12 protein-coding genes are annotated in these 21091 nt (G+C 70.0%); 3 read left to right on the top strand and 9 right to left on the bottom strand.

Going from position 1 to position 21091, the window contains the following annotated elements; all coding sequences use genetic code 11:
• Positions 1 to 25: 25 nt before the first annotated feature.
• The 4 genes from AB0898_RS15390 to ngcE all read right to left on the bottom strand — a co-directional run bounded on the left by AB0898_RS15390 (position 26) and on the right by ngcE (position 4792).
• On the bottom strand, positions 26 to 1237 hold the full coding sequence (locus AB0898_RS15390; protein WP_161180595.1) for an ROK family transcriptional regulator: 1212 nt from the start codon (positions 1235 to 1237) through the stop codon (positions 26 to 28).
• Positions 1238 to 1434: 197 nt separating this feature from the next.
• Positions 1435 to 2361, bottom strand: a complete 927-nt coding sequence (locus AB0898_RS15385; protein WP_366803406.1) for a carbohydrate ABC transporter permease — start codon at positions 2359 to 2361, stop codon at positions 1435 to 1437.
• A gap of 5 nt (positions 2362 to 2366) precedes the next feature.
• The gene (locus AB0898_RS15380; RefSeq protein ID WP_366803405.1) at positions 2367 to 3293 is read right to left on the bottom strand and encodes a sugar ABC transporter permease; all 927 of its coding nucleotides are present in this window, start codon (positions 3291 to 3293) and stop codon (positions 2367 to 2369) included.
• A 53-nt stretch (positions 3294 to 3346) separates the two neighbouring features.
• Complete coding sequence (gene ngcE / locus AB0898_RS15375; RefSeq protein WP_366803404.1) at positions 3347 to 4792, bottom strand: N-acetylglucosamine/diacetylchitobiose ABC transporter substrate-binding protein; 1446 nt, start codon at positions 4790 to 4792, stop codon at positions 3347 to 3349.
• A gap of 331 nt (positions 4793 to 5123) precedes the next feature.
• Between ngcE and AB0898_RS15370 the strand changes: the two genes are divergently transcribed.
• Positions 5124 to 8927, top strand: coding sequence for a GH92 family glycosyl hydrolase (locus AB0898_RS15370; RefSeq protein WP_366803403.1), 3804 nt, complete (start codon positions 5124 to 5126; stop codon positions 8925 to 8927).
• A gap of 60 nt (positions 8928 to 8987) precedes the next feature.
• Here the strand turns inward: AB0898_RS15370 and AB0898_RS15365 are convergent, their stop codons facing one another.
• The 3 genes from AB0898_RS15365 to AB0898_RS15355 form a co-directional block, all read right to left on the bottom strand.
• Positions 8988 to 12257, bottom strand: a complete 3270-nt coding sequence (locus tag AB0898_RS15365) for a GH92 family glycosyl hydrolase (protein ID WP_366803402.1) — start codon at positions 12255 to 12257, stop codon at positions 8988 to 8990.
• Between the two features lie 347 nt (positions 12258 to 12604).
• Complete coding sequence (locus AB0898_RS15360) at positions 12605 to 13027, bottom strand: DUF6234 family protein (protein ID WP_366803401.1); 423 nt, start codon at positions 13025 to 13027, stop codon at positions 12605 to 12607.
• 84 nt (positions 13028 to 13111) lie between these two features.
• Positions 13112 to 14146: a LuxR C-terminal-related transcriptional regulator gene (locus AB0898_RS15355; protein WP_366803400.1), complete on the bottom strand. Its 1035-nt coding sequence runs from the start codon at positions 14144 to 14146 to the stop codon at positions 13112 to 13114.
• 166 nt (positions 14147 to 14312) lie between these two features.
• Between AB0898_RS15355 and AB0898_RS15350 the strand changes: the two genes are divergently transcribed.
• Both AB0898_RS15350 and AB0898_RS15345 read left to right on the top strand, forming a co-directional pair.
• Positions 14313 to 15815, top strand: coding sequence for an aldehyde dehydrogenase family protein (locus tag AB0898_RS15350; RefSeq protein ID WP_366803399.1), 1503 nt, complete (start codon positions 14313 to 14315; stop codon positions 15813 to 15815).
• Positions 15812 to 17407 (top strand): GMC family oxidoreductase N-terminal domain-containing protein, encoded by a 1596-nt coding sequence (locus AB0898_RS15345; RefSeq protein WP_366803397.1) that lies wholly within the window; start codon positions 15812 to 15814, stop codon positions 17405 to 17407. Before AB0898_RS15350 ends, AB0898_RS15345 begins: the two co-directional genes overlap by 4 nt.
• On the opposite strand, the gene AB0898_RS15340 is transcribed toward AB0898_RS15345, so the two are convergent.
• Both AB0898_RS15340 and acnA read right to left on the bottom strand, forming a co-directional pair.
• Positions 17380 to 17820, bottom strand: coding sequence for a DUF6234 family protein (locus AB0898_RS15340; RefSeq protein ID WP_366803396.1), 441 nt, complete (start codon positions 17818 to 17820; stop codon positions 17380 to 17382). The genes AB0898_RS15345 and AB0898_RS15340 overlap by 28 nt on opposite strands.
• Positions 17821 to 17959: 139 nt before the next feature.
• Positions 17960 to 20677 (bottom strand): aconitate hydratase AcnA, encoded by a 2718-nt coding sequence (gene acnA / locus AB0898_RS15335; RefSeq protein WP_366803395.1) that lies wholly within the window; start codon positions 20675 to 20677, stop codon positions 17960 to 17962.
• Between the last annotated feature and the right edge of the window lie 414 nt (positions 20678 to 21091).

The raw sequence follows: 21091 nt of genomic DNA, 5'->3' as shown, positions 1-21091 counted from the left end.
AGATGGCAACGGTGCCAATCGTTGTTTAAGTGAACGCAGGCGCGACGACAGGCAGGGCGGCTGTCGCAGAACCGTCCAGAAGGGTCGAATCGCCCATTTCGCTGAGCGCGAGGGCGAGGGCGCCGAGCACTTCCGCGCGACCGCCAAGTGCCCCTGGAAGAATAGACAGTTGACGGCTCGCACTGGGAATCGCATAGCGTCCCACGGCCTCCCGGATGGGCCCGAGGACCAGTTCGCCGGCCTCGGCCAGATCGCCGCCCAGGACGACCCGGCTGGGGTTCAGCAGGTTGCACAGATTGGCCACTCCGCTGCCCACGTGCCGCCCCACGTCGGCGATCACACGCCGGCAGCCGGGGTCTCCGTCCCGCGCGAGACGCACGACGCCCTCCATGGTCAGCGCGCTGCCATGGCTCGGCTGAAGCAGCGGCAGGACGTACCGCGCGGCGGTGAAGGTCTCCAGGCAGCCCCGGTTGCCGCAGCGGCACACCGGGCCCGACTCGTCGATCGTGATGTGCCCGATCTCACCGGCCGTCCCCCCGGGACCCCGGTAGATCTTGCCGTCGATCACCAGACCGGCCCCGACCCCGCTGGCCACCTTGATGTAGGCCAGGTCGCGCACGCCCTTGCCGCTGCCCCAGACCAGCTCGCCGAGGGCCCCGAGATTGGCGTCGTTGTCCACGTGGACCGGGACGCCGAGGCGTTCGCGCAGCTCGTCGGCGGGTTTGGTGCCGCCCCAGCCCGGCAGGATCGAGGTCGAGCCGAGGGTGCCCGACTCCACGTCGATCGGGCCCGGTACGCCGAGACCCACCCCGGCGATCTTGGACCGGTCCACCCCGGTCGCCGCGATCAGCCGGTCGACCAGTTCCTCGGCCCGGTCGAAGCCCTGCGCGGAGGAGGCGTCCACGTCCAGCGGCTCGGACTCCTCGGCGAGCACCTGGTGCGCGAGGTTGCCGATCGCGACGCGCAGGTGCGTGTGCCCGAAGTCGATGCCGATCACTATCCCCGCGTCCCCGCTCAGCGAGACGCTGCGGGCCCGCCGGCCGCCGGCCGACGTGGGCGTGACCTCCACGGTGCCGTGATCCTTCAGCTCCCGCACGATGTTGGAGACCGTCGCGGCGGACAGACCGGTCGTGCGGGCGATCTCGGCCTGCGTGAGCGACCCGGCCAGCCGCACCGCCCGTACGACTCTTTCCAGGTTGGCTCGGTGCAGCGACGACTGCGACCCCGGAGTCTCCATCGACCCATTCACTCCCGCCATCGGCCGGGCGGCCCCATCGCCGCCCGTGGCCCAGGTCACATCTGCGGAACCGGGCCACTTACAAGTTATGAACTCCAAGCTGTGCCGAAGGGGTTCCCGCAGTCAAGTCCTTGACGGAAATCGCCGTCAGAAGCTACGACATCGGGTGAGTGATCGACTCCACACGGTGTGTGATCCTACTTGAGCGCTCCCGCCGTCAGTCCGGAGACGACCTGCCGCTGGAAGACGATGTACGCCGCCAGCACCGGCAGCATCGCCATGACCAGCCCGGCGAACAGTCCGGACCAGTCGCCCTTGTAGCCCTGGCTGACCGCGAGCTGCACGAGTCCCTGGGTGAGCACCTTTTTGTCCGGGTCGGTGTTCAGGACCGTCGGGAGCATGTACTGGTTCCACTGACCGAGGAAGTTGAAGATCGCGACGCTGATCAGTCCGGGCCTGGCCATCGGCAGCATGATCTGGAAGAAGGTCCGGCTGTGCGAGGCGCCGTCGACGAAGGCCGCCTCCGCGACCGAGGTGGGCAGCGTGCGGAAGAACGCCGTCAGGAAGAACACCGTGAACGGCAGCGAGTAGGCGATGTAGACCAGGATCAGCCCGTGGATCGTGTTCAGCAGGCCCATGTTGTTCACGACGTAGAACAGCGGGACCAGCGCGAGCATCACCGGGAAGCTCATGCCGCCGACGAACAGGTAGTAGACGAACCGGTTCCCGGGGAAGTCGAAGCGGGCCAGCACATAGGCCGCCATCGAGCCCAGGACCATCGTGCCGATGAGTGAACCACCCACCACCAGAACGGTGTTGAGGAAGTAGTCGCTCATGTTGGCCCCGGTCCAGGCCCGCGACCAGTTGTCGAAGTGCAGCCGGGTGGGCAGCGACCAGGGCGAGGTGAGGATCGAGTTGTCGTCCTTGAACGAGGTCATCACCGCCCACGCCAGCGGCAGCACCACCAGGATCGCCCAGATGACCAGCACGCCGTGGGAGAAGACGTTGAGGACCGCGCCCTCGGTCTCCTTCCGGCGGCCGGGCCGCGCCCCGGTCGTGTCCGACTTGGTGACTGCCGGGCCGCGTTCGGCCGGCAGCGGGGCAGGGGGCTCGGTCGTCTTCATCGCTCTCAGTACTCCAGCCGCTCGCGGCGGCCCAGCCGCATCACGATCGCGGCGAACGCGAGGGTGACGACGAGGAGGGCGACGCCGATGGTGGTGGCGTAGGCGGCCTGACCGTCCCGGAACGCCTTCTGGTACACGTACAGGACCAGCACGGTGGTCGAGTAGTCGGGGCCGCCCGGGCCGGTCGTCATGATCTGGACGACCGCGAAGGACTCGGCCCCGAGCGCGAGGATGCCCATGTAGACCCAGCCGGACTGCACGGTGTCCCACAGCAGCGGCAGGGTGACGCGGAAGAAGGTGGCGACGCGGCTCGCGCCGTCCAGGAGCGCCGCCTCGTACAGCTCGACGGGGATCGAGGCCATGCCCGCCGAGAACAGCACCACGAAGAAGCCGGTCGTGGACCACACCAGCACCGCCATCACGCACCACAGCGCGAGGGACGGATCACCGAGCCAGAGCGGCTGGAGGCTCCCCAGCCCGATGTCCCGCAGGAATGAATTGATCATCCCGGTGTCGGGGTTGTAGGCGAAGGTGAACAGCAGGGCCACGATGGCGATCGAGAGCACCTGCGGAAAGAAATAGACGATCTTGTAGAAACCCGATCCCCGGACTCCGGAGATCGCCGGTCCGCCCCGGCGGCGCCGCCCGCCCACATTGATCATGAAGGCGAAGAACAGCGCCATGCCGAGCGTCACCAGCGGCAGCACCAGCGCGAACAGCAGACTGTGCCACAGCGACTTCCAGAAGATGTCGTCGTGCAGCATCCGCCGATAGTTGTCGAAACCGACCGTCTTGAATTCCGGGCTGAGTCCGGTCCAGTCCGTGAACGTGTAGTAGATGGACTGGATGAACGGCCAGACGACAAAGAGCGCGTAGAGCCCCAGCGGTAGTGCCAGAAACCCCACGATGAAGCGGTACTTGCCGTGCTGCATTGCTGCCGACCCCGATCTGTGGTCAGATGCCGCCGCTGGTGGGAGAAGCCGCGTTACTGGTGCTTGTAATGCTTGATCGACGAGTCCTTGGCGGCCTGGTCGGCGTAGCCCTGGATGCGCTTGACCGCCTCGGCGGGGGTGATCCGGCCGGCCATCATCTCGCCGAGCCCGGAGACGCCGATCTTCTCCTTCTCCAGCTGGACGTACCAGTCGGGGATGCGCGGGTTCACCACGTTCGTGCCGGCCTTCTCCAGCGCCGCCACACCGGACTTGAGGCCGGGCGTGAGGGTGATGCCGTCGGTGCCGCCGTTGAACGCGGTCAGCGACTTCACCTTGGCGGTGAAGTTCTTCGAGGACGCCTCGGACAGCATGATGCGCAGCTGCTCCATACCTCCCTCGGCGTTGGCCGCCTTGGCGGGGACGACGAAGGGTTCACCGCCGGAGGCCCAGATGGTGCCGAAGGGCAGCTTGTCCGAGCTGTCGATGCCGGTCGGCGCCGACACCGCGAGGTCGAAGTCGGCCGGGATGACGTTGGCCGACTCGTTCTCCACCCAGGAGCCGTTGGGGATGAACAGCGCCTCGCCCTTGGCCCACGCGGTCTGCGACTGGATGTGGTCGAGCCCCGGGGTGCCGCGCAGGATGTACCCCTTCTTGTACAGCTCGTAGTAGGCCTCGAAACACGCCTTGACCGCGGGGTGCTTCCAGGCGTTCGGCTCCAGGTTGTCGATGGCGTCGAGCACGTCGCGCCCGCCCACCTTGCCGATCATCGGGTAGAGCGAGAAGGGGATGTAGTACGGGTACTTGCCCGCGTACGTCCAGCCCGCGATGCCCTTCTTCTTGGCCTTGGCGCAGACCTTGAGCATCTCGTCCCAGGTCTCGGGGTACTTCTCGTCGAGCGAGTCGAGCGCCTTCTGCGAGTACCAGACGCCGTACACCGTGTAGGCGTAGTACATGATCCAGACCGGGTCGCCGTCGAACTGGCCCATCTCCACGATGCCCGGGCGCAGGGTGTCGCGGACCTTCTTCGAGGGGTCGTCGTACGACGGCGCGTCGAGCAGCGGGGTGAGGTCGGCGAGCTGCTTCTTGCCGACCAGGACGCCCATGTCCATCTGCTCCGCGCCGGAGTTGTCGATGAGGTCCGGCGGGTTGCCCTGGTTGAAGCGGGACTGGAGCGTGGACTGGATCTTCTGGGTGGCGGAGAACTTCACCTTGGCGCCGGGGAAGTCCTTCTCGTAGATCTTCACCGCGTCCTCGGCGTACTCCTTGCCGAAACCGCCGTCGAAGAGGACGAATTCCATCCCCGCGCTCTTGTTGACACCGAGTGGGTTCTTCTTGGTCTTCTCGCCTGCCTTCGCCTTGCCCTGCGCGTCGCCCCCGCTGCTCGCGCAGGCCGACAGCAGTCCCATACCGGGTGCCGCGATCAGGCCAATCGCCGCCGAACGCTTGATCAGGTCGCGCCGGCCGACGCCCTCTCCACCGAGGTGCGGAAGTGATCCCATGCTCAAGTCCTCGCCACTCAGGCGGTGAACCGGATCTCCCCCGGCCGCCGCGTCGGGTAGTGCTGGTTCGTGCAGGAAACGCCGATAGGTATAGTCCACTTCCCGCCAACGGGGCAAGATCGAGCACAACGGGACCTCGGGACTTTTCCGAGTTGAGACCTGCCGGAAATATCGGTCCGGCGGGTTCGGACCCCTGTGCCGAATGCGCGCGACAGCCCCCTGAATGCCACACCCAACGCCCTTGACATCGCGGGTCACTTGACCACCTACTGGTTCTTGCGCAGCAAGTTGACAACGTTGTCCGCAGTGAGCGCAGGAGGGGAATCCGTAGATGCAGCGGAGAACTCGGCACAGATGGACTCCGGCGGTCGTCCTCACGGCCGCCTTTGTCATGGCCGCGGGCGCGCAAGGGGCCGCGATCGCCCTGCCCGTCCATCCGAAGGCCGCGGAAGGGGAGTTCGCCTCCTCGTTCGAGGCGGGTGATCCGGCGCCCGACTGGCTCAGTACCGTCGACACCGGGCCGGACGGCGCCAAACGTTCCTCGGGGGTGGACGGCGGCTTCAGCAACGGCATCCCGGGCAATGTCACCGACCACGTCACCGATCTGCGGGCCAACGGCGAGAACACGGGCGCGGGCGAGGTCAAGGAGAACCTGACCGACGTCGACCCGAGCACCAAGTGGCTGACCTTCCAGCCCACCGGCTGGGTCGAGTTCGACCTCGACAAGCCGGTCAAGCTGGTCACCTACGCGCTCACCTCGGCCAACGACCACGACGAGCGCGACCCCAGGGACTGGAAGCTGCTCGGCTCGGCGGACGGCAAGGACTGGAAGCAGGTGGACGCGCGCACGGGCGAGTCCTTCTCCGAGCGCTTCCAGACCAAGTCCTACGACCTGGCGGCCCCGGCGGAGTACCAGCACTTCCGCCTGGAGGTGACGAAGAACAACGGCGCGACCGACGCCCTCCAGCTCGCCGACGCGCAGTTCTCGACCGGCGGGAGCGACGGCCCGGTCCCGCACGACATGCTCTCGCTGGTGGACCGCGGGCCCAGCGGCTCGCCCACGGCCAAGGCGGGCGCGGGCTTCACCGGCAGGCACGCGCTGCGCTACGCGGGGCGCCACACGGCCGACGGCCGCGCCTATTCGTACAACAAGGTCTTCGACGTCAACGTGAAGGTCGGCCGCGACAGCCGGTTGTCGTACCGCGTCTTCCCGTCGATGGCCGACGGCGACCGGGACTACGACGCCACCAACGTCTCCGTGGACCTGGCCTTCACCGACGGCACCTATCTGAGCAACCTGGGCGCGAGCGACCAGCACGGCTTCCCGCTGACCCCGCGCGGCCAGGGCGACGCCAAGGTGCTCTACGTCAACCAGTGGAACAACGTGGCCTCGCGCATCGGTTCGGTCGCGGCGGGCAAGACCGTCGACCGGATCCTGCTGGCCTACGACTCCCCCAAGGGCCCGGCGAAGTTCCGGGGCTGGATCGACGACGTGGCCATCGGGCGGGCCGCGCCCGAGCGGCCCAAGGCGCACCTCTCGGACTACGCGCTGACCACGCGCGGCACCAACTCCAGCGGCAGCTTCTCGCGTGGCAACAACTTCCCCGCGACCGCGCTCCCGCACGGGTTCAACTTCTGGACCCCGGTGACCAACGCGTCCTCGCTGAGCTGGCTGTACGAGTACGCACGGGCCAACAACGACGACAACCTGCCCACCATCCAGGCGTTCAGCGCGAGCCACGAGCCGAGCCCGTGGATGGGCGACCGGCAGACCTTCCAGCTGATGCCGTCGGCCGCGAAGGGCACCCCGGACACCGGCCGTGACGCGCGCGAGCTGGCCTTCCGGCACGAGAACGAGACCGCGCGGCCGTACTACTACGGCGTGACGTTCGAGAACGGTCTCAAGGCCGAGATGACCCCGACCGACCACGCGGCCGCGCTCCGCTTCACCTACCCCGGCGACGACGCGTCCGTGCTCTTCGACAACGTCACCGAGCAGGCGGGGCTCACCCTCGACAAGGAACACGGGATCGTCACCGGCTACTCGGACGTCAAGTCGGGCCTGTCCACGGGCGCGACGCGGCTGTTCGTGTACGGCACCTTCGACAAGCCCGTGACGGACGGCTCCTCCAGCGGGGTCAAGGGCTATCTGCGGTTCGCCGCCGGCTCCGGGCACACCGTGACGCTGCGCCTGGCCACCTCGCTGATCAGCGTCGACCAGGCGAAGGACAACCTGCGCCAGGAGATCCCGGACGGCACCTCCTTCGACACCGTGAAGGCGCGCGCCCAGCGCACCTGGGACAAGCTGTTCGGCAAGGTCGAGGTGGAGGGGGCGACCCCGGACCAGCTGACCACGCTGTACTCCAGCATGTACCGGCTGTACCTCTACCCCAACTCCGGCTTCGAGAAGGTGGGTTCGAAGTACCAGTACGCCTCGCCGTTCTCCCCGATGCCGAACCCGGACTCCCCGACGCACACCGGCGCCAAGATCGTGGACGGCAAGGTGTACGTCAACAACGGCTTCTGGGACACCTATCGGACGACCTGGCCGGCGTACTCGCTGCTGACGCCCGGTCAGGCGGGTGAGATGGTCGACGGGTTCGTGCAGCAGTACAAGGACGGCGGCTGGACCTCCCGCTGGTCCTCCCCCGGCTACGCCGACCTGATGACCGGCACCTCCTCGGACGTGGCGTTCGCCGACGCCTACGTCAAGGGCGTGAAGTTCGACGCCAAGGCGGCGTACGACGCGGCCGTGAAGAACGCGACCGTGGTGCCGCCGAGTTCGGGCGTCGGACGCAAGGGCATGGCCACCTCGCCCTTCCTCGGCTACACCAGCACCGACACCGGCGAGGGCTTCTCCTGGGCCATGGAGGGCTACGTCAACGACTACGGCATCGCCAAGATGGGCGAGGCCCTCTACCGGAAGACCGGCGAGAAGCGGTACCACGAGGAGTCGCAGTACTTCCTCAACCGGGCCCGCGACTACGTGAACCTCTTCGACGACAAGGCGGGTTTCTTCCAGGGCCGCACCGCCAAGGGCGCCTGGCGCGTGGACTCCGCCAAGTACGACCCGCGCGTGTGGGGTTACGACTACACGGAGACCAACGGCTGGGGCTACGCCTTCACCGCCCCGCAGGACAGCCGGGGCCTGGCCAACCTCTACGGCGGCCGCAAGGCCCTCGGCGACAAGCTGGACACCTACTTCGCCACCCCGGAGACGGCCTCCCCTGAGTTCGTGGGCTCCTACGGCGGTGTCATCCACGAGATGACCGAGGCGCGGGACGTCCGGATGGGCATGTACGGCCACTCCAACCAGGTCGCGCACCACGTCATCTACATGTACGACGCGGCGGGCGAGCCCTGGAAGGCGCAGGCGACCGTGCGCCAGGCGCTGTCCCGGCTGTACACGGGCAGCGAGATCGGGCAGGGCTACCACGGCGACGAGGACAACGGCGAGCAGTCGGCCTGGTACCTCTTCTCCTCGCTCGGCTTCTACCCGCTGGTCATGGGCAGCGGTGAATACTCCATCGGCTCCCCGCTGTTCAAGAAGGTCACCGTCCACCTGGAGAACGGACACGACCTGGTGATCAAGGCCCCGCGCAACAGCGCCCGCAACGTCTATGTGCAGGGTGTGCGCTTCAACGGCCGCAGCTGGAACTCCACTTCGCTCCCCCACTCGCTGCTGTCCAAGGGCGGGGTGCTGGAGTTCTCCATGGGCGACAAGCCCTCGTCGTGGGGCACGGGCAAGGACGCGGCGCCGGCCTCCATCACCCAGGACGACAAGGTGCCGAGCCCGCGCGCGGACGTGCTGAAGGGTGACGGCGCGCTGTTCGACAACACCTCGGCGACGAGCGCGACGGTCACCTCGGTGGACCTTCCGGTGAGCGGGGCCGTCAAGGGCGCCCAGTACACGCTGACTTCACCGGCGGACCGCACCAAGGCGCCGGCCGGCTGGACGCTCCAGGGGTCCACGGACGGCACCACGTGGACGACGCTGGACAAGCGGTCGGGCGAGTCCTTCGCCTGGGACCGGCAGACACGGGCGTTCAGCATCGCGAAGCCGGGGTCGTACACGAGGTACCGGCTCGTCCTGGACGGCGAATCCACCCTCGCGGAGGTGGAGTTGCTGGGCTGACGCACCGGGCATGACGAAGGGGCGGGCCCTCACGGGCCCGCCCCTTCGGTGTGTGCGGGGTCAGTCGGTGGCGATGGTGAACACGTGCAGGTCGCTGTCGGTGGGAAGCTTGACGCTCTTCACCGCCTTGCCCTCCGGCGCGGTGAACGGCTTGGTGGCGAAGACGTAGGTGGCGACCGGGTCCTTGTCGGCGCCCGCGACATTGCGGTACGCGGCCTTGGCGACGACCTCGTTGCCGTACTGGACGGTGCCGCCGCCTCCGCCGACGGTCCAGTCGGTGAAGGAGAGGTCGGCGGTCGCGGTGCTGCCGTCGGTGTAGGTGACGGTGGCCTTGGCCTGCTGGTTGCCGTTGACGGCACTGCCGACGAACGCCAACTGATGCACCCCGTCCTTGAGTTGGACGGTCTGTCCGGCGCCGGTGGCGTTGTCGGGGCGGCCCGCCGGCGAGTCGGGCCAGGTGAAGGCGAGGCCGTCGGTGGCGTACTGCTTGCCCGCGTCGAGTCCGGCCGTGGTGAGGGCCTGGCGGGAGTAGGACCAGCCGCCACCGTCGTAGTCGGCCTCGTCGTGGTCGCCCTGGTCGTCGGAGACGCCGGTGTTGTCGTAGGCGGCGAGCAGGGTGCCGGGGGCGGCGACCGTGAGGGCCACGGGCTGCTCGTAGGAGGTGCTCCCGGAGGTCACGGTGACCTTGGCGGTGGCGAAGCCCTGTCCGGCGTCCTCGGCGGCGGTCAGGGTGATCTCCTGGGCGCCCCCGGTGACCGTGCCCTCGGCGGGCGTGGCCGTGATCCCCGCCGGGGTCTCGACCTGGTAGCGGACCTCGGGTCCGGTGCCGCCGTTCAGGGACAGCGCGCGGATGCCGATCTTCGTGCTGTCACCGGGTGCGAGGGTGGCCGCCGTGGGGCCGACGCCGATCTGGTAGGGCTGCTCGCCCTGCCGGAAGGACGGCGGCGGATTGTGGGCGCCCCAGGCGTGGTCGGCGGTGGTGCCGAGGGTGTAGTCGAGGCGGCCGCCGTCGCGGACGAAGGAGGCAGGCAGCCAAGGACGGTCGCTGGAACGTCCGTTGACCTTCAGGGACTGGACGTAGGGCGCGTTTGCCGCCGCTCCGCTCGCGCGCACGGAGATGTCGTTGCCGTGCGGGCGGCTGATCTCGATCCGCTCGAACAGCGGGGATGCGAGGACGAGTTCGGCCCGCGAGGGGACCTGGGGGTACATGCCCATCGCGGAGAAGACGTACCAGGCCGACATGGCGCCGAGGTCGTCGTTGCCGGGGATGCCGCCGGGCGTCGGCGCCCACAGCTGGGTCATCGCCGCCCGCACGGTCTCCTGCGCCTTGTACGGGGCGCCCGCGTAGTCGTAGAGGTACGGCACGTTGATCGAGGGCTCGTTGTCCAGCTCGGACTTGGCGCCGCCGTTGCCGGTGAGGGCCCACTCGCCGTCGGCGGTGTGGAAGAAGTCGTCCAGCCGGGCCAGTGCCTTGTCGGCGCCGCCGAGCGCGGCGAAGAGCCCGGCGGGGTTGTGCTGGACCATCCAGGTGTACTGGGCGGCCGAGCCCTCCACGAAGCCGTTGCCGGTGTCGGGGGTGAAGCCGGTGACCCAGCTGCCGTCGGCCTTGCGGTTGGCGATGTAGCCGCCGGTGGAGTCGGCGGCGATGTTGAAGTTGTTCTGCCACCACTGGGCGCGGTTCGCGAAGGTGTCAGCCGTGCTCTTCCGCCCTGCGGCCGTGGCGAGTTGGGAGAGGGAGAAGTCGGCGGTGGACATCTCCAGGGTCTCGGCGGCGCCGCCCCAGGCGTTGGAGACGCTGGGCATGTAGTGCAGCTTCAGGTACTTGTCGAGCGAGGGGCGCTGGCCGGCCGACAGCACCGGCTTGCCGGAGGCGGACAGGTCCTCCTCGGTGGGTACGGTGGCCGCCTCGACCAGGGACTTCAGGGCGCCCTTGAGGTCGAAGTCCGTGCCGCCGAAGGCGTGGATGCCGGCCAGGGCGGTGGGTGCGGGGTCGCCGTTCATGACGTGGGTGCCGCTCGCGCCGTGCAGCCAGCGGTCCCAGACGCCGCCGTTCTGCTCGCTGAGTTCGTAGAGCGACTGGGCGATGTCGGAGCCGGTGCGCGGGTCGAGCAGGGTGAGCAGCTGGACCTGGTCGCGGTAGACGTCCCAGCCGGAGAAGGTGCCGTACTGGGCGCGGTGGCCGCGCGCGGTGCGGTGGACCTTGTCGTCGCTGCCCCGGTAGCGGCCGTCGGCGTCGCTGATCACGTTGGGGTGCAGCAGGGCGTGGTAGAGCGCGGTGTAGAAGGTGGTGCGCTCGTCGTCGGTGCCGCCGCCGACACGGACGGCACCGAGGCGCTCGCGCCAGGCCGCGCGGGCCGCGTTCCGTACGGCGTCGAAGGAGCGGTGACTGCCGTTCTCCGCACGGAGGTTGGCCTCGGCGGCGTCCTTGCTGACGTAGGAGATGCCGACCTTGACGTTCACCGGTCCGGCGCCGGGCGCGAACTCGACGTATCCTCCGGCGCCCTTGCCGGCGACGGGGCGGCCGCCGTGGGAGAAGCCGCCGGTGCCGCCGGAGGCGCTGGTGGAGCCGGGGGTGAGCTTGTCGTCCTGCCAGGTGCCGGTGGACTTGAAGGCGCGGTCGAAGTGGGCGGTGAAGTAGAGGGTGTAGTAGGAGCGTTGGCCCTCGGGATCGAGGTAGCCGCAGAAGTTGCCGGAGGTGACCGAGCCCGAGACCGTGTGGCGGTCGGGGTCGATGCTGACCGTCGAATCCTCGGACCCCACCTCGGAGTTGGCGGTGCGCACGAGTAGCGAGGCGGGCTTGTCGGCGGGGTAGGTGAAGCGGGCCGCGCCGGTGCGGGCGGTCGCGGTGAGGTCGGCGGTGACGCCGGAGGCGAGGCCGAGCTTGTAGTGGCCGGGTTCGGCGGTCTCGTCGGTGTGCTTGAAGTCCGAGGCGTAGACGGCGTCCTTGGTGTCGCTCGCCGGGGAGGAGGTGACCTCGCCCGCGTACGGGAAGAACGGGATGTCGCCGCTGCCGCCCGCGCAGCCGGTGCCGGACATGTGGGTGAGACTGAAGCCTCTGACCCGGGTGGCGTCGTAGTGGTAACCACCGGGTGCGGCGGTGCGGGTGGCGTCGCCTCTGGTGTTCTCCGGGCTCCAGGAGAACATGCCGAAGGGCACGACGGCACCGGGGAAGGTGTCGCCGCCGTTGCTGGTGCCGATCAGCGGATCGGCGTACGGCGTCGGGTCGTCGACGAGAGCGGGTGGTGCGTGGGTCGCCGCGAGGGCGGGGGTGGCACCGCCGCCGAGCGCGAGCGCGGCGGCGAGCAGCAGGGACATCGGACGGAAACGCATGACGCGGCCCTTCCTCCTTGCGGACGGGTCGCGCCCCACGGGTCGCACAAGCCGCAGGGACAGTAACGTGCGCCGCCCGCCCCATGGAAGACCGCCCGCACCAGCGGGGCCCGGTTCCCTCAACTGGGTTGACATCGTTGTCCGTTGGGGCGGTAAAGTCAGGTACGGACCCACTAGACAACGTTGTCGCGCTCCACTCCGGGACGAGGCCCCGCCTCCCCCGGCACAAGCCGCCGCACCCCCGCAGGACCAGCCCCATCCGGACGGGCACCACCCCCTCGCCCACCCGGCTCGCGGACCCGGTGGACCGTTCTCCACCGGGTCCGCCCAGAGCGATGCCGAGGGGCTCACTCGCAGGTTCCGCTGCCGCTGTAGCAGGGCACATGACGCGAGGCCGGCGCCGGGCTCGGATGGTCCGTGTCGTACTCGCGCTGGACCTGCGTGTGGAACGCCCCCACCACGAGCCCCGCGAGCACCAGCGAGGCGACGGTCCAGCGCGCCCGGCAGAGCAGCGCGATCCCGGCGCCGACCGTCAGGACGACGGCCAGGTTCCGCAGCCACGCCATCTCCGCGAGCGCGACGGTGTCGATCTCCTGCCGATCCCCCTGCGCGGCCCAGCCCCGCATTCCGTACCCGAGGACGGTCGCCCAGATCACCATCGCGTCCACCACGAGGAGGAACAGGGCGATGCTCACGTCCGCGAACGTGGGGGTCCTGCGGGACCAGGGCCATCTCCGTCGCGGCGGGGAGAGGGGGTGCGGCTGTGTCATGCGCCCACCGTGCCGCTCCGGTGACCGGACCGCATGAGTACGGCTACTCAGTGGGGAGGTCACGGGCGTGGAGCCGGGCCGTGCTCAGGGGCGCAGCAGGCCGCTCAGTTCGCGGCGGCTGCGGACGCCGGTCTTGGCGAAGACGCTGGTGAACCGGTCCTGCACGGTCCATGGCGAGATCATCAGCTCGGCGGCCGTCTGCGCGGTGGAGCGTCCGGCGAGCATCTTCTCCACCACCTCGGCCTCCCCGGCCGACAGCCCGAAGCGGGCACGCCAGGTCTCCGGGGTCAGCGGGGCCGCGACGGGTTCCAGGATCAGCGCGACCCGCCGGACACCGCCGGCCGCGGTGGTCGTGCCCGCGTGCAGCGAGAACCAGCGGCCCGCCCGCGTCCGCACCCGGGCGGTCACGGGAGCGGACGCCTCGGCGGGGGCCCGGGCGAGGACGGCCATCATGAGGGCGACGTCCGGGGTCTCGGCCGGCCGTTCGTCCGGGTCGCGCAGTTCGGCCAGCACCTCGTCGGCGCGGGGCGTCGACTCCACGACGCGGTCGGTGTCGTCGAGCAGGACCAGCACGGGGCCCGGCACGTCGTGGGCGGGCCCCGGCGAGCCGAGGGCGGCGTCGCGGATGCCCTCGGCCAGCAACGGCGCCGCCGCGGCGACCACGCCGACCTCGTCCGGGCCGAAGGCGGGCCGGTCCTCCCGGCGGAACAGATGGAGGAAGCCCCAGACCCGGCCGTCGGTCCGCGCGACGGCCCGGATCTCGTCGCCGAGGCCGAGCGGGCCGAGCAGCTCCCGGTGGCGCGCGCTGCGGTCGAGCCGGCCGCCGGTCACCGCCGACAGGGCACCGGCCGGGTCCGGGCCGGCGGCCAGGGCGCGCAGCTTCAGGAAGTCGTGCTGGCCGGCCTCGTTGAAGTGCAGCAGGGCGGCGCCGGACCGGTCGAGGTTGCCGGTCGCGTAGGTGGTCGCGAGCACCGACTCCGGGTCGGTCTCGGCGAAGCAGTACGCGTCGGCGCCGACCGCCGAGGCGATCCGGTCCGCGGACGCGTGCCGGAACGCGGACGAGCCCAGCCCCTGTCCCGCCAGTTTCCGAAGGCCCCGCTGGAGCCGGGAATCGCTCATGCTGCACCCGCCCTGACGTGCGGCCGATTTCCCCAGCTTACTGGGTGTTCCGTGTACGCGGGCGAAACCTACGCTGATCGCGATTCCCTTTTCCGGCCGCTCCGGTCCGATCCGGTCCGCGAATCCGGTCCGTGAAAGCGCGTCCGACCCGCGAAATGGAGGAGAAATGAATATCCCGCATTATCCGCTGTACGTGAACGGCGAGTGGACCGACAGCGCGGACCGTTACACGATCACCGACCCCGCCACCGGCGAGCCCGTGGCGACCGTCGCGCGGGGCACCACGGAGCACGTGGACCAGGCGGTCGCCTCGGCCGCCGCCGCGCACGCGGAGGGTTCCTGGCGCCGGACCCCGCCGGCGGAGCGCGCCCGGATCATCCGCACGGTCGCGGACGCGCTGGAGCGCCGCCAGGAGGAACTGGCCGTCCTCCAGTCGCGGGAGAACGGCGCGACGATCCGCACCAGCCGCGTTCTGCACCTGGGCCTGAGTATCGCGCATCTACGGTATTTCGCGGACCTTGCGGAGTCGTACCCCTTCGAAATCCGCGGCCCCGACATGTACCCGTTCCAGAGCACCGGAATTCTGCGCCGGGAACCTGTCGGTGTGGTCGCGGCGATCGTGCCCTTCAATCTTCCGCTGACCGTGACCGCGCTGAAGGTCGGCCCCGCGCTGGCGGCCGGGAACACCGTGGTCCTCAAGCCCGACGAGCACACCCCGCTGCTCGCCCTGGAGCTGGCCCGGGAGTTCGAGGCGGCGGGCCTGCCGCGCGGTGTGCTCCACGTGGTGACGGGGGACGGCGTACCGGTGGGCGCGCATCTCAGCGGGCACCCGGGCGTCCGCAAGGCCGCCTTCACCGGCTCCACCGAGGTGGGCAAGGAGATCCTCCGGCAGAGCGCCGGCACGGTACGGCGGGTGACGCTGGAGCTGGGCGGCAAGGGACCGAACATCGTCCTGCCGGACGCCGGCTTCGAGCTCGCGGTGGACGGCGCCCTGTACGCGGTCATGGCCAACAACGGGCAGGCCTGCGAGGCGGGCAGCCGGCTCCTGGTGCCCCGGGAGCGCGAGACCGCCTTCGTGGCCGCGCTCGCCGCCCGCGCGGGCTCCCTGCGCGTGGGCGACCCGCTCGACCCGGCGACCGATCTCGGCCCCGTGATCACGAGGGAGCAGCGGGACGGCATCCTGGCCCGCGTCGAGGAGGCCCGCGCCGAGGGCGCGGCCGTCGTCTGCGGCGGGGGCGTGCCCAAGGGCGAGCGGTTCGAGACGGGCAACTGGATCGAGCCGACCGTCGTCGCCGGTGTCGCGCGGGACTCCCGCATCGCCCGCGAGGAGGTGTTCGGACCGGTCCTGACGGTCCTCGCCTACGACTCGGTCGAGGACGCGGTCGCGCTCGCCAACGACACCTCGTACGGGCTGTCGGCCGGGGTGTGGGGCCGGGACGAGGAGCGGGCGCTCGACGTCGCCCGGCGGATCGACGCCGGGATGGTGTTCGTCAACGACTGGCACGTGACGCCGACGGCCTACCCGTTCGGCGGGATGAAGCAGAGCGGTCTGGGGCGCGAGGGCGGCCCGGACGCCCTGGACGCCTACACCGAGTCCAAGTTCATCAGCGTCGACCGGTCCGGCTCCCTGGCGGACCACGCCGCCTTCGCGATGGTGCTGGGCTCATGATCAGGGCCACGAGGAAGCGGGCGCGGGAGTACGACCACATCGTGGTGGGCGCCGGTTCCGCCGGCTGTGTCGTCGCCGCGCGTCTGCTGTGCCGTACCGAAGGCCGCGTCCTGGTCCTGGAGGCGGGCGGCGGTCGCGACGACGCCCCGAGCCTGACCTGCCCCCGGCGGTGGGTGGAGAACCTCGGCTCGGCCTTCGACTGGAACTACCGGTACGCCCCGAACCCGCACACCGGCAACCGCACGCTGCCGCTGGCCCGGGGCAAGGTCGTCGGCGGCTCCGGTGCCGTCAACGCGCTGGTGTGGGCGCGCGGCCGGGCGGCGGACTACGACGGCTGGGCGGCGGCCGGCAACCCGGGCTGGGACTACGCCTCGGTCCTGCCGTACTTCACCGCCTCCGAGGACTGGGAGGACGGGCCGAGCGCCCACCGGGGCGCGGGCGGACCCCTGCGGGTGGAGCGGGCCAGGGACCTGCATCCCGTCGCGGCCGCCCTGATCGACAGCTGCCGGTCCTACGGCATGCCGTATCTGGACGACATCAACGTTCCCGAGCCCCTCGGCGCGGGCCCGGTCAGCATGAACGTCCGGGACGGCCGGCGCTGGAACTCCTGGCACGGCTGTCTGCGGCCACTGCTCGGCCATCCCCGGCTCACCGTGGTCACCCGGGCGGCCGTCCGGCGGCTGACCTTCGCCGGAAACCGTTGCACGGGCGTGGAGTTCGCGCGGGAGGGCCGGGTGCACCGGGTCCGCGCCACCGGCGAGGTGGTGCTGTCGGCCGGTGCCGTCGACAGTCCCCGGCTGCTGATGCTGTCCGGGATCGGACCCGCCGACGAGCTGGCCCGGCTGGGCATCAGGACGGTGGCCGACCTGCCCGGCGTGGGACGGAACCTCCAGGAGCACCCGCTGCTCGCGGGGCTGTGCTTCGAGACCCGGCGGGCGCTGCCGCCGCCGGAGCACAATCTGGAGGGCAGCATCGCCTTCTGGCCCAGCGGTCCGGGCCGGCCGGTCCCCGACCTGATGTTCGTGTCCATCCAACTGCCGTACGTGTCACCGGAGATCGGCGCGGTGTCCCCTCCCCCGCCCCCGCCGCACGCCTTCTCGATCCTGCCGGGGCTGATGCGGGTCGAGAGCCGCGGCCATCTCCGGCTGCTGTCGGCCGACCCCGCCGGCCCGCTGGAGATCCAGCCGAACCTGCTCACCGAACAGGCCGATGTGGACGCCCTGTCGGCGGCCGTGGAGCTGGGTCTCGACCTCGCGGACCAGCCCGCCCACCGCGCGCTGATCCGGCGCCGGATCGCCCCGGCGGGACCCCTGGACGGACGGCGGATCAGGGCGTTCCTGCGGGACGCCTGTCTTCCCTACCAGCACACGGCCGGGACCTGCGCCATGGGCGGCGGGCCGGAGGCCGTGGTGGACGCCCGTCTGCGCGTCCACGGCATCACGGGCCTGCGGGTCGCCGACGCCTCGGTCATGCCGGTCATCACCTCGGCCAACACCAACGCGCCGTCGGTGATGATCGGCGAGGCGGCCGCCCGGTTCCTCACCGGGGAACCGGCGGGCCGGGGTCACTCACAGGTGCCGCTTCCGCTGTAGCAGGGCACATAACCTGCCGCCGGCGGAGGCGGAGGCGCCGGATGGCTCCGGTCGTAATCACGCTGGACCTGCGCGAGCAGCGCCCCCACCACCAGCGCCACGATCACCTGCGAGGTGACGGTCCAGGGCGCCCGGGAGAGCAGCGCGAGTACGGCGCAGACGGTCACGACGACAGCCGCGCCGCGCAGCCAGCCGATCTCCGCGAGCGCGGCGGCGTCGATCTCCGACCGCATCCCCTGGGCGGCCCAGGCCCACATGCCGTACCCGAGGACGGCCCCCCAGATCACCAGCGCCTCCACCGCGAAGAGCAGCAGGGCGACGGAGACGTCCGCGAACGTGGAGGTCCTGCGGGACCAGGGCCGTCTCCGGCGCGGTGGGGAGACGGAGGCGGAGGCGGGGTGCGACGCTGTCATGCGCCTACCGTGCCGCTCCGGCCCCGGCGCCGCATGAGTACGCCTACTCAGTCCACCCCGGTGACGGCGGCACGGCCGCGCACGACGAAGGGCCGCACCCCCGAGGGGATGCGGCCCTTCAACCGCGTTTCCGGACCGCTTACTTGGCGATCAGGTTGCGCAGCACGTACTGCATGATGCCGCCGTTGCGGTAGTAGTCCGCCTCGCCGGGGGTGTCGATGCGGACGACCGCGTCGAACTCCACACCGGTGTCGGTGGTGACCTTGACCGTGCGCGGGGTGGTGCCGTTGTTCAGCTCCTCGACGCCGGTGAAGGAGAAGGTCTCCTCGCCGGTCAGGCCGAGGGAGGCCGCGTTCTGGCCCTCCGGGAACTGGAGCGGGAGCACGCCCATGCCGATGAGGTTCGAGCGGTGGATGCGCTCGTAGGACTCGGCGATGACGGCCTTGACGCCGAGGAGCGCGGTGCCCTTGGCGGCCCAGTCGCGCGACGAGCCGGAGCCGTACTCCTTGCCGGCCAGGACGACCAGCGGGATGCCCTGCTCGATGTAGTTGCGCGAGGCGTCGTAGATGAAGGAGACCGGCGCGCCCTCGACGGTGAAGTCGCGGGTGTAGCCGCCCTCGGTGCCCGGCGCGATCTGGTTGCGCAGGCGGATGTTGGCGAACGTGCCGCGGATCATGACCTCGTGGTTGCCACGGCGCGAGCCGTAGGAGTTGAAGTCACGACGCTCCACACCGTGCTCGGTGAGGTACTTGCCCGCCGGGGTGTCGGCCTTGATCGCGCCGGCCGGGGAGATGTGGTCGGTGGTGACCGAGTCGCCCAGCTTGGCGAGCACGCGGGCACCGGTGATGTCGGTGACCGGGGACGGCTCCGTCTGCATGCCCTCGAAGTACGGGGGCTTGCGGACGTAGGTGGACTCCGCGTCCCACTCGAAGGTGTTGCCGGTCGGGATCGACAGCGCCTGCCACTGGGCGTCGCCCGCGAAGACGTCCTCGTAGGACTTGGCGAACATGTCCTCGCCGATGGCGTTCGCGACGACCTCGTTGACCTCGGCCTCGGAGGGCCAGATGTCCTTGAGGAAGACCGGGTTGCCGTCCTGGTCGGTGCCCAGGGCGTCCTTGGTGATGTCCACCTTCATGGAACCCGCGAGGGCGTACGCGACCACCAGCGGCGGGGAGGCCAGGTAGTTCATCTTGACGTCGGGGTTGATCCGGCCCTCGAAGTTGCGGTTGCCCGAGAGGACCGAGGTGACCGCGAGGTCGTGATCGTTGACGGCCTTGGAGACCTCCTCCGGCAGCGGGCCGGAGTTGCCGATGCAGGTGGTGCAGCCGTAACCGACCAGGTTGAAGCCGACCTTGTCGAGGTAGGGGGTCAGGCCCGCCTTCTCGAAGTAGTCGGTGACGACCTTGGAGCCCGGGGCGAGGGTGGTCTTGACCCACGGCTTGCGGGTCAGGCCCTTCTCCACGGCCTTCTTGGCGACGAGCGCCGCGGCGACCATGACGTACGGGTTGGAGGTGTTGGTGCAGGAGGTGATGGCCGCGACCGTCACCGCACCGTGGTCCAGCTCGTAGGTGGTGCCGTCGGGGGCGGTCACGGTGACCGGGTTCGACGGGGTGCCGTTGGGGGCGATCGCCGGGGAGTCGGAGGCCGGGAAGGACTCCTTGCCCGCCTCGTCCACGACGTCGACGTAGTTGAGGACGTCCGACTTGAACTGCTCGGCGGCGTTCGCCAGGACGATGCGGTCCTGCGGGCGCTTCGGTCCGGCGATGGAGGGGACGACCGTGGAGAGGTCCAGCTCCAGCTTCTCGGAGAAGTCGGGCTCGGCCTTCGGGTCCAGCCAGAGGCCCTGCTCCTTGGCGTACGCCTCGACCAGCGCGACCTGCTGCTCGGAGCGGCCGGTGAGCTTGAGGTAGTTCAGGGTCTCGTCGTCGATCGGGAAGATGGCGGCCGTCGAGCCGAACTCCGGCGACATGTTGCCGATGGTGGCGCGGTTGGCCAGGGAGGTGGCGGCCACACCCTCGCCGTAGAACTCGACGAACTTGCCGACCACACCGTGCTGGCGCAGCATCTCGGTGATGGTGAGCACCAGGTCGGTGGCGGTGGTGCCGGGGGTCAGCTCACCGGTGAGCTTGAAGCCGACGACGCGCGGGATCAGCATGGAGACCGGCTGGCCGAGCATGGCGGCCTCGGCCTCGATGCCGCCGACGCCCCAGCCGAGCACACCGAGGCCGTTGACCATGGTGGTGTGCGAGTCGGTGCCGACCAGGGTGTCGGGGTACGCCTTGCCGTCACGGACCATGACGACGCGGGCCAGGTGCTCGATGTTCACCTGGTGGACGATGCCGGTGCCCGGCGGGACGACCTTGAAGTCGTCGAACGCGGTCTGGCCCCAGCGCAGGAACTGGTAGCGCTCCTTGTTGCGGCCGTACTCCAGGTCGACGTTCTGCTTGAACGCGTCGTGGGTGCCGAACTTGTCGGCGATGACGGAGTGGTCGATGACCATCTCGGCCGGGGAGAGCGGGTTGATCTTCGCCGGGTCGCCGCCGAGCGCCGCGACGGCCTCACGCATGGTCGCGAGGTCCACGACACAGGGGACGCCGGTGAAGTCCTGCATGATCACGCGGGCCGGCGTGAACTGGATCTCCTGGCTGGGCTGAGCCTGCGAGTCCCAGCCGCCGAGGGCGCGGATGTGGTCGGCGGTGATGTTCGCGCCGTCCTCCGTGCGGAGCAGGTTCTCCAGCAGGACCTTCAGGCTGTACGGCAGGCGGGCCGAGCCCTCGACCTTGTCCAGCCGGAAGATCTCGTACGACTCGTCGCCCACCTGCAGCGTGCTGCGGGCGTCGAAGCTGTTCGCCGACACGACAGTCTCCTTCATTGATGTGCGCGTTCCACCGCATCCTGCCGCCACGCCGGTCTGGCCAATCCGCTAAGGTAAGGCTAAGTTAGGTAACCCTTACCGGTACGGCTGCTGCGGTGCGCCTCGGCAGATATCTCGATGTCGAGATAACTCTAGTACATAGGGGCTGGATGGTCATGCCCGGGTTCGGCCGGCATGCCTGCGTGGAGGCGGCCGGGGCCCGCCCGGGGCGGCCGGAGCTTGGGGCGGTACTGACGGACCGACCCCGTCCTATGGGACGAGCGACTCCCTCACCCGGCGCATTCCCCAAGCCCGCACCGCCATGGCGACCCCGGCGAGGAAGCCGAGCGGGTCCAACACCGGCAACTCTCTTGCTATTGCAAGTAATATGCAACAAGCTACCGGGGTCCTTACCGC

The sequence above is a fragment of the Streptomyces sp. NPDC005435 genome, from assembly GCF_040703155.1.
Lineage (GTDB): Bacteria > Actinomycetota > Actinomycetes > Streptomycetales > Streptomycetaceae > Streptomyces.
The sequence above is the reverse complement of the archived record's forward strand: the minus strand, read 5'-3'. Positions and strand labels throughout refer to the sequence as shown.

What these genes read in the sequence shown, in the direction of transcription:
- AB0898_RS15390 (WP_161180595.1), bottom strand. Translation starts at nt 1,237, where the DNA reads ATGGAGACTCCGGGGTCGCAGTCGTCGCTGCACCGAGCCAACCTGGAA.
- AB0898_RS15385 (WP_366803406.1), bottom strand. Translation starts at nt 2,361, where the DNA reads ATGAAGACGACCGAGCCCCCTGCCCCGCTGCCGGCCGAACGCGGCCCG.
- AB0898_RS15380 (WP_366803405.1), bottom strand. Translation starts at nt 3,293, where the DNA reads ATGCAGCACGGCAAGTACCGCTTCATCGTGGGGTTTCTGGCACTACCG.
- ngcE (WP_366803404.1), bottom strand. Translation starts at nt 4,792, where the DNA reads ATGGGATCACTTCCGCACCTCGGTGGAGAGGGCGTCGGCCGGCGCGAC.
- AB0898_RS15370 (WP_366803403.1), top strand. Translation starts at nt 5,124, where the DNA reads ATGCAGCGGAGAACTCGGCACAGATGGACTCCGGCGGTCGTCCTCACG.
- AB0898_RS15365 (WP_366803402.1), bottom strand. Translation starts at nt 12,257, where the DNA reads ATGCGTTTCCGTCCGATGTCCCTGCTGCTCGCCGCCGCGCTCGCGCTC.
- AB0898_RS15360 (WP_366803401.1), bottom strand. Translation starts at nt 13,027, where the DNA reads ATGACACAGCCGCACCCCCTCTCCCCGCCGCGACGGAGATGGCCCTGG.
- AB0898_RS15355 (WP_366803400.1), bottom strand. Translation starts at nt 14,146, where the DNA reads ATGAGCGATTCCCGGCTCCAGCGGGGCCTTCGGAAACTGGCGGGACAG.
- AB0898_RS15350 (WP_366803399.1), top strand. Translation starts at nt 14,313, where the DNA reads ATGAATATCCCGCATTATCCGCTGTACGTGAACGGCGAGTGGACCGAC.
- AB0898_RS15345 (WP_366803397.1), top strand. Translation starts at nt 15,812, where the DNA reads ATGATCAGGGCCACGAGGAAGCGGGCGCGGGAGTACGACCACATCGTG.
- AB0898_RS15340 (WP_366803396.1), bottom strand. Translation starts at nt 17,820, where the DNA reads ATGACAGCGTCGCACCCCGCCTCCGCCTCCGTCTCCCCACCGCGCCGG.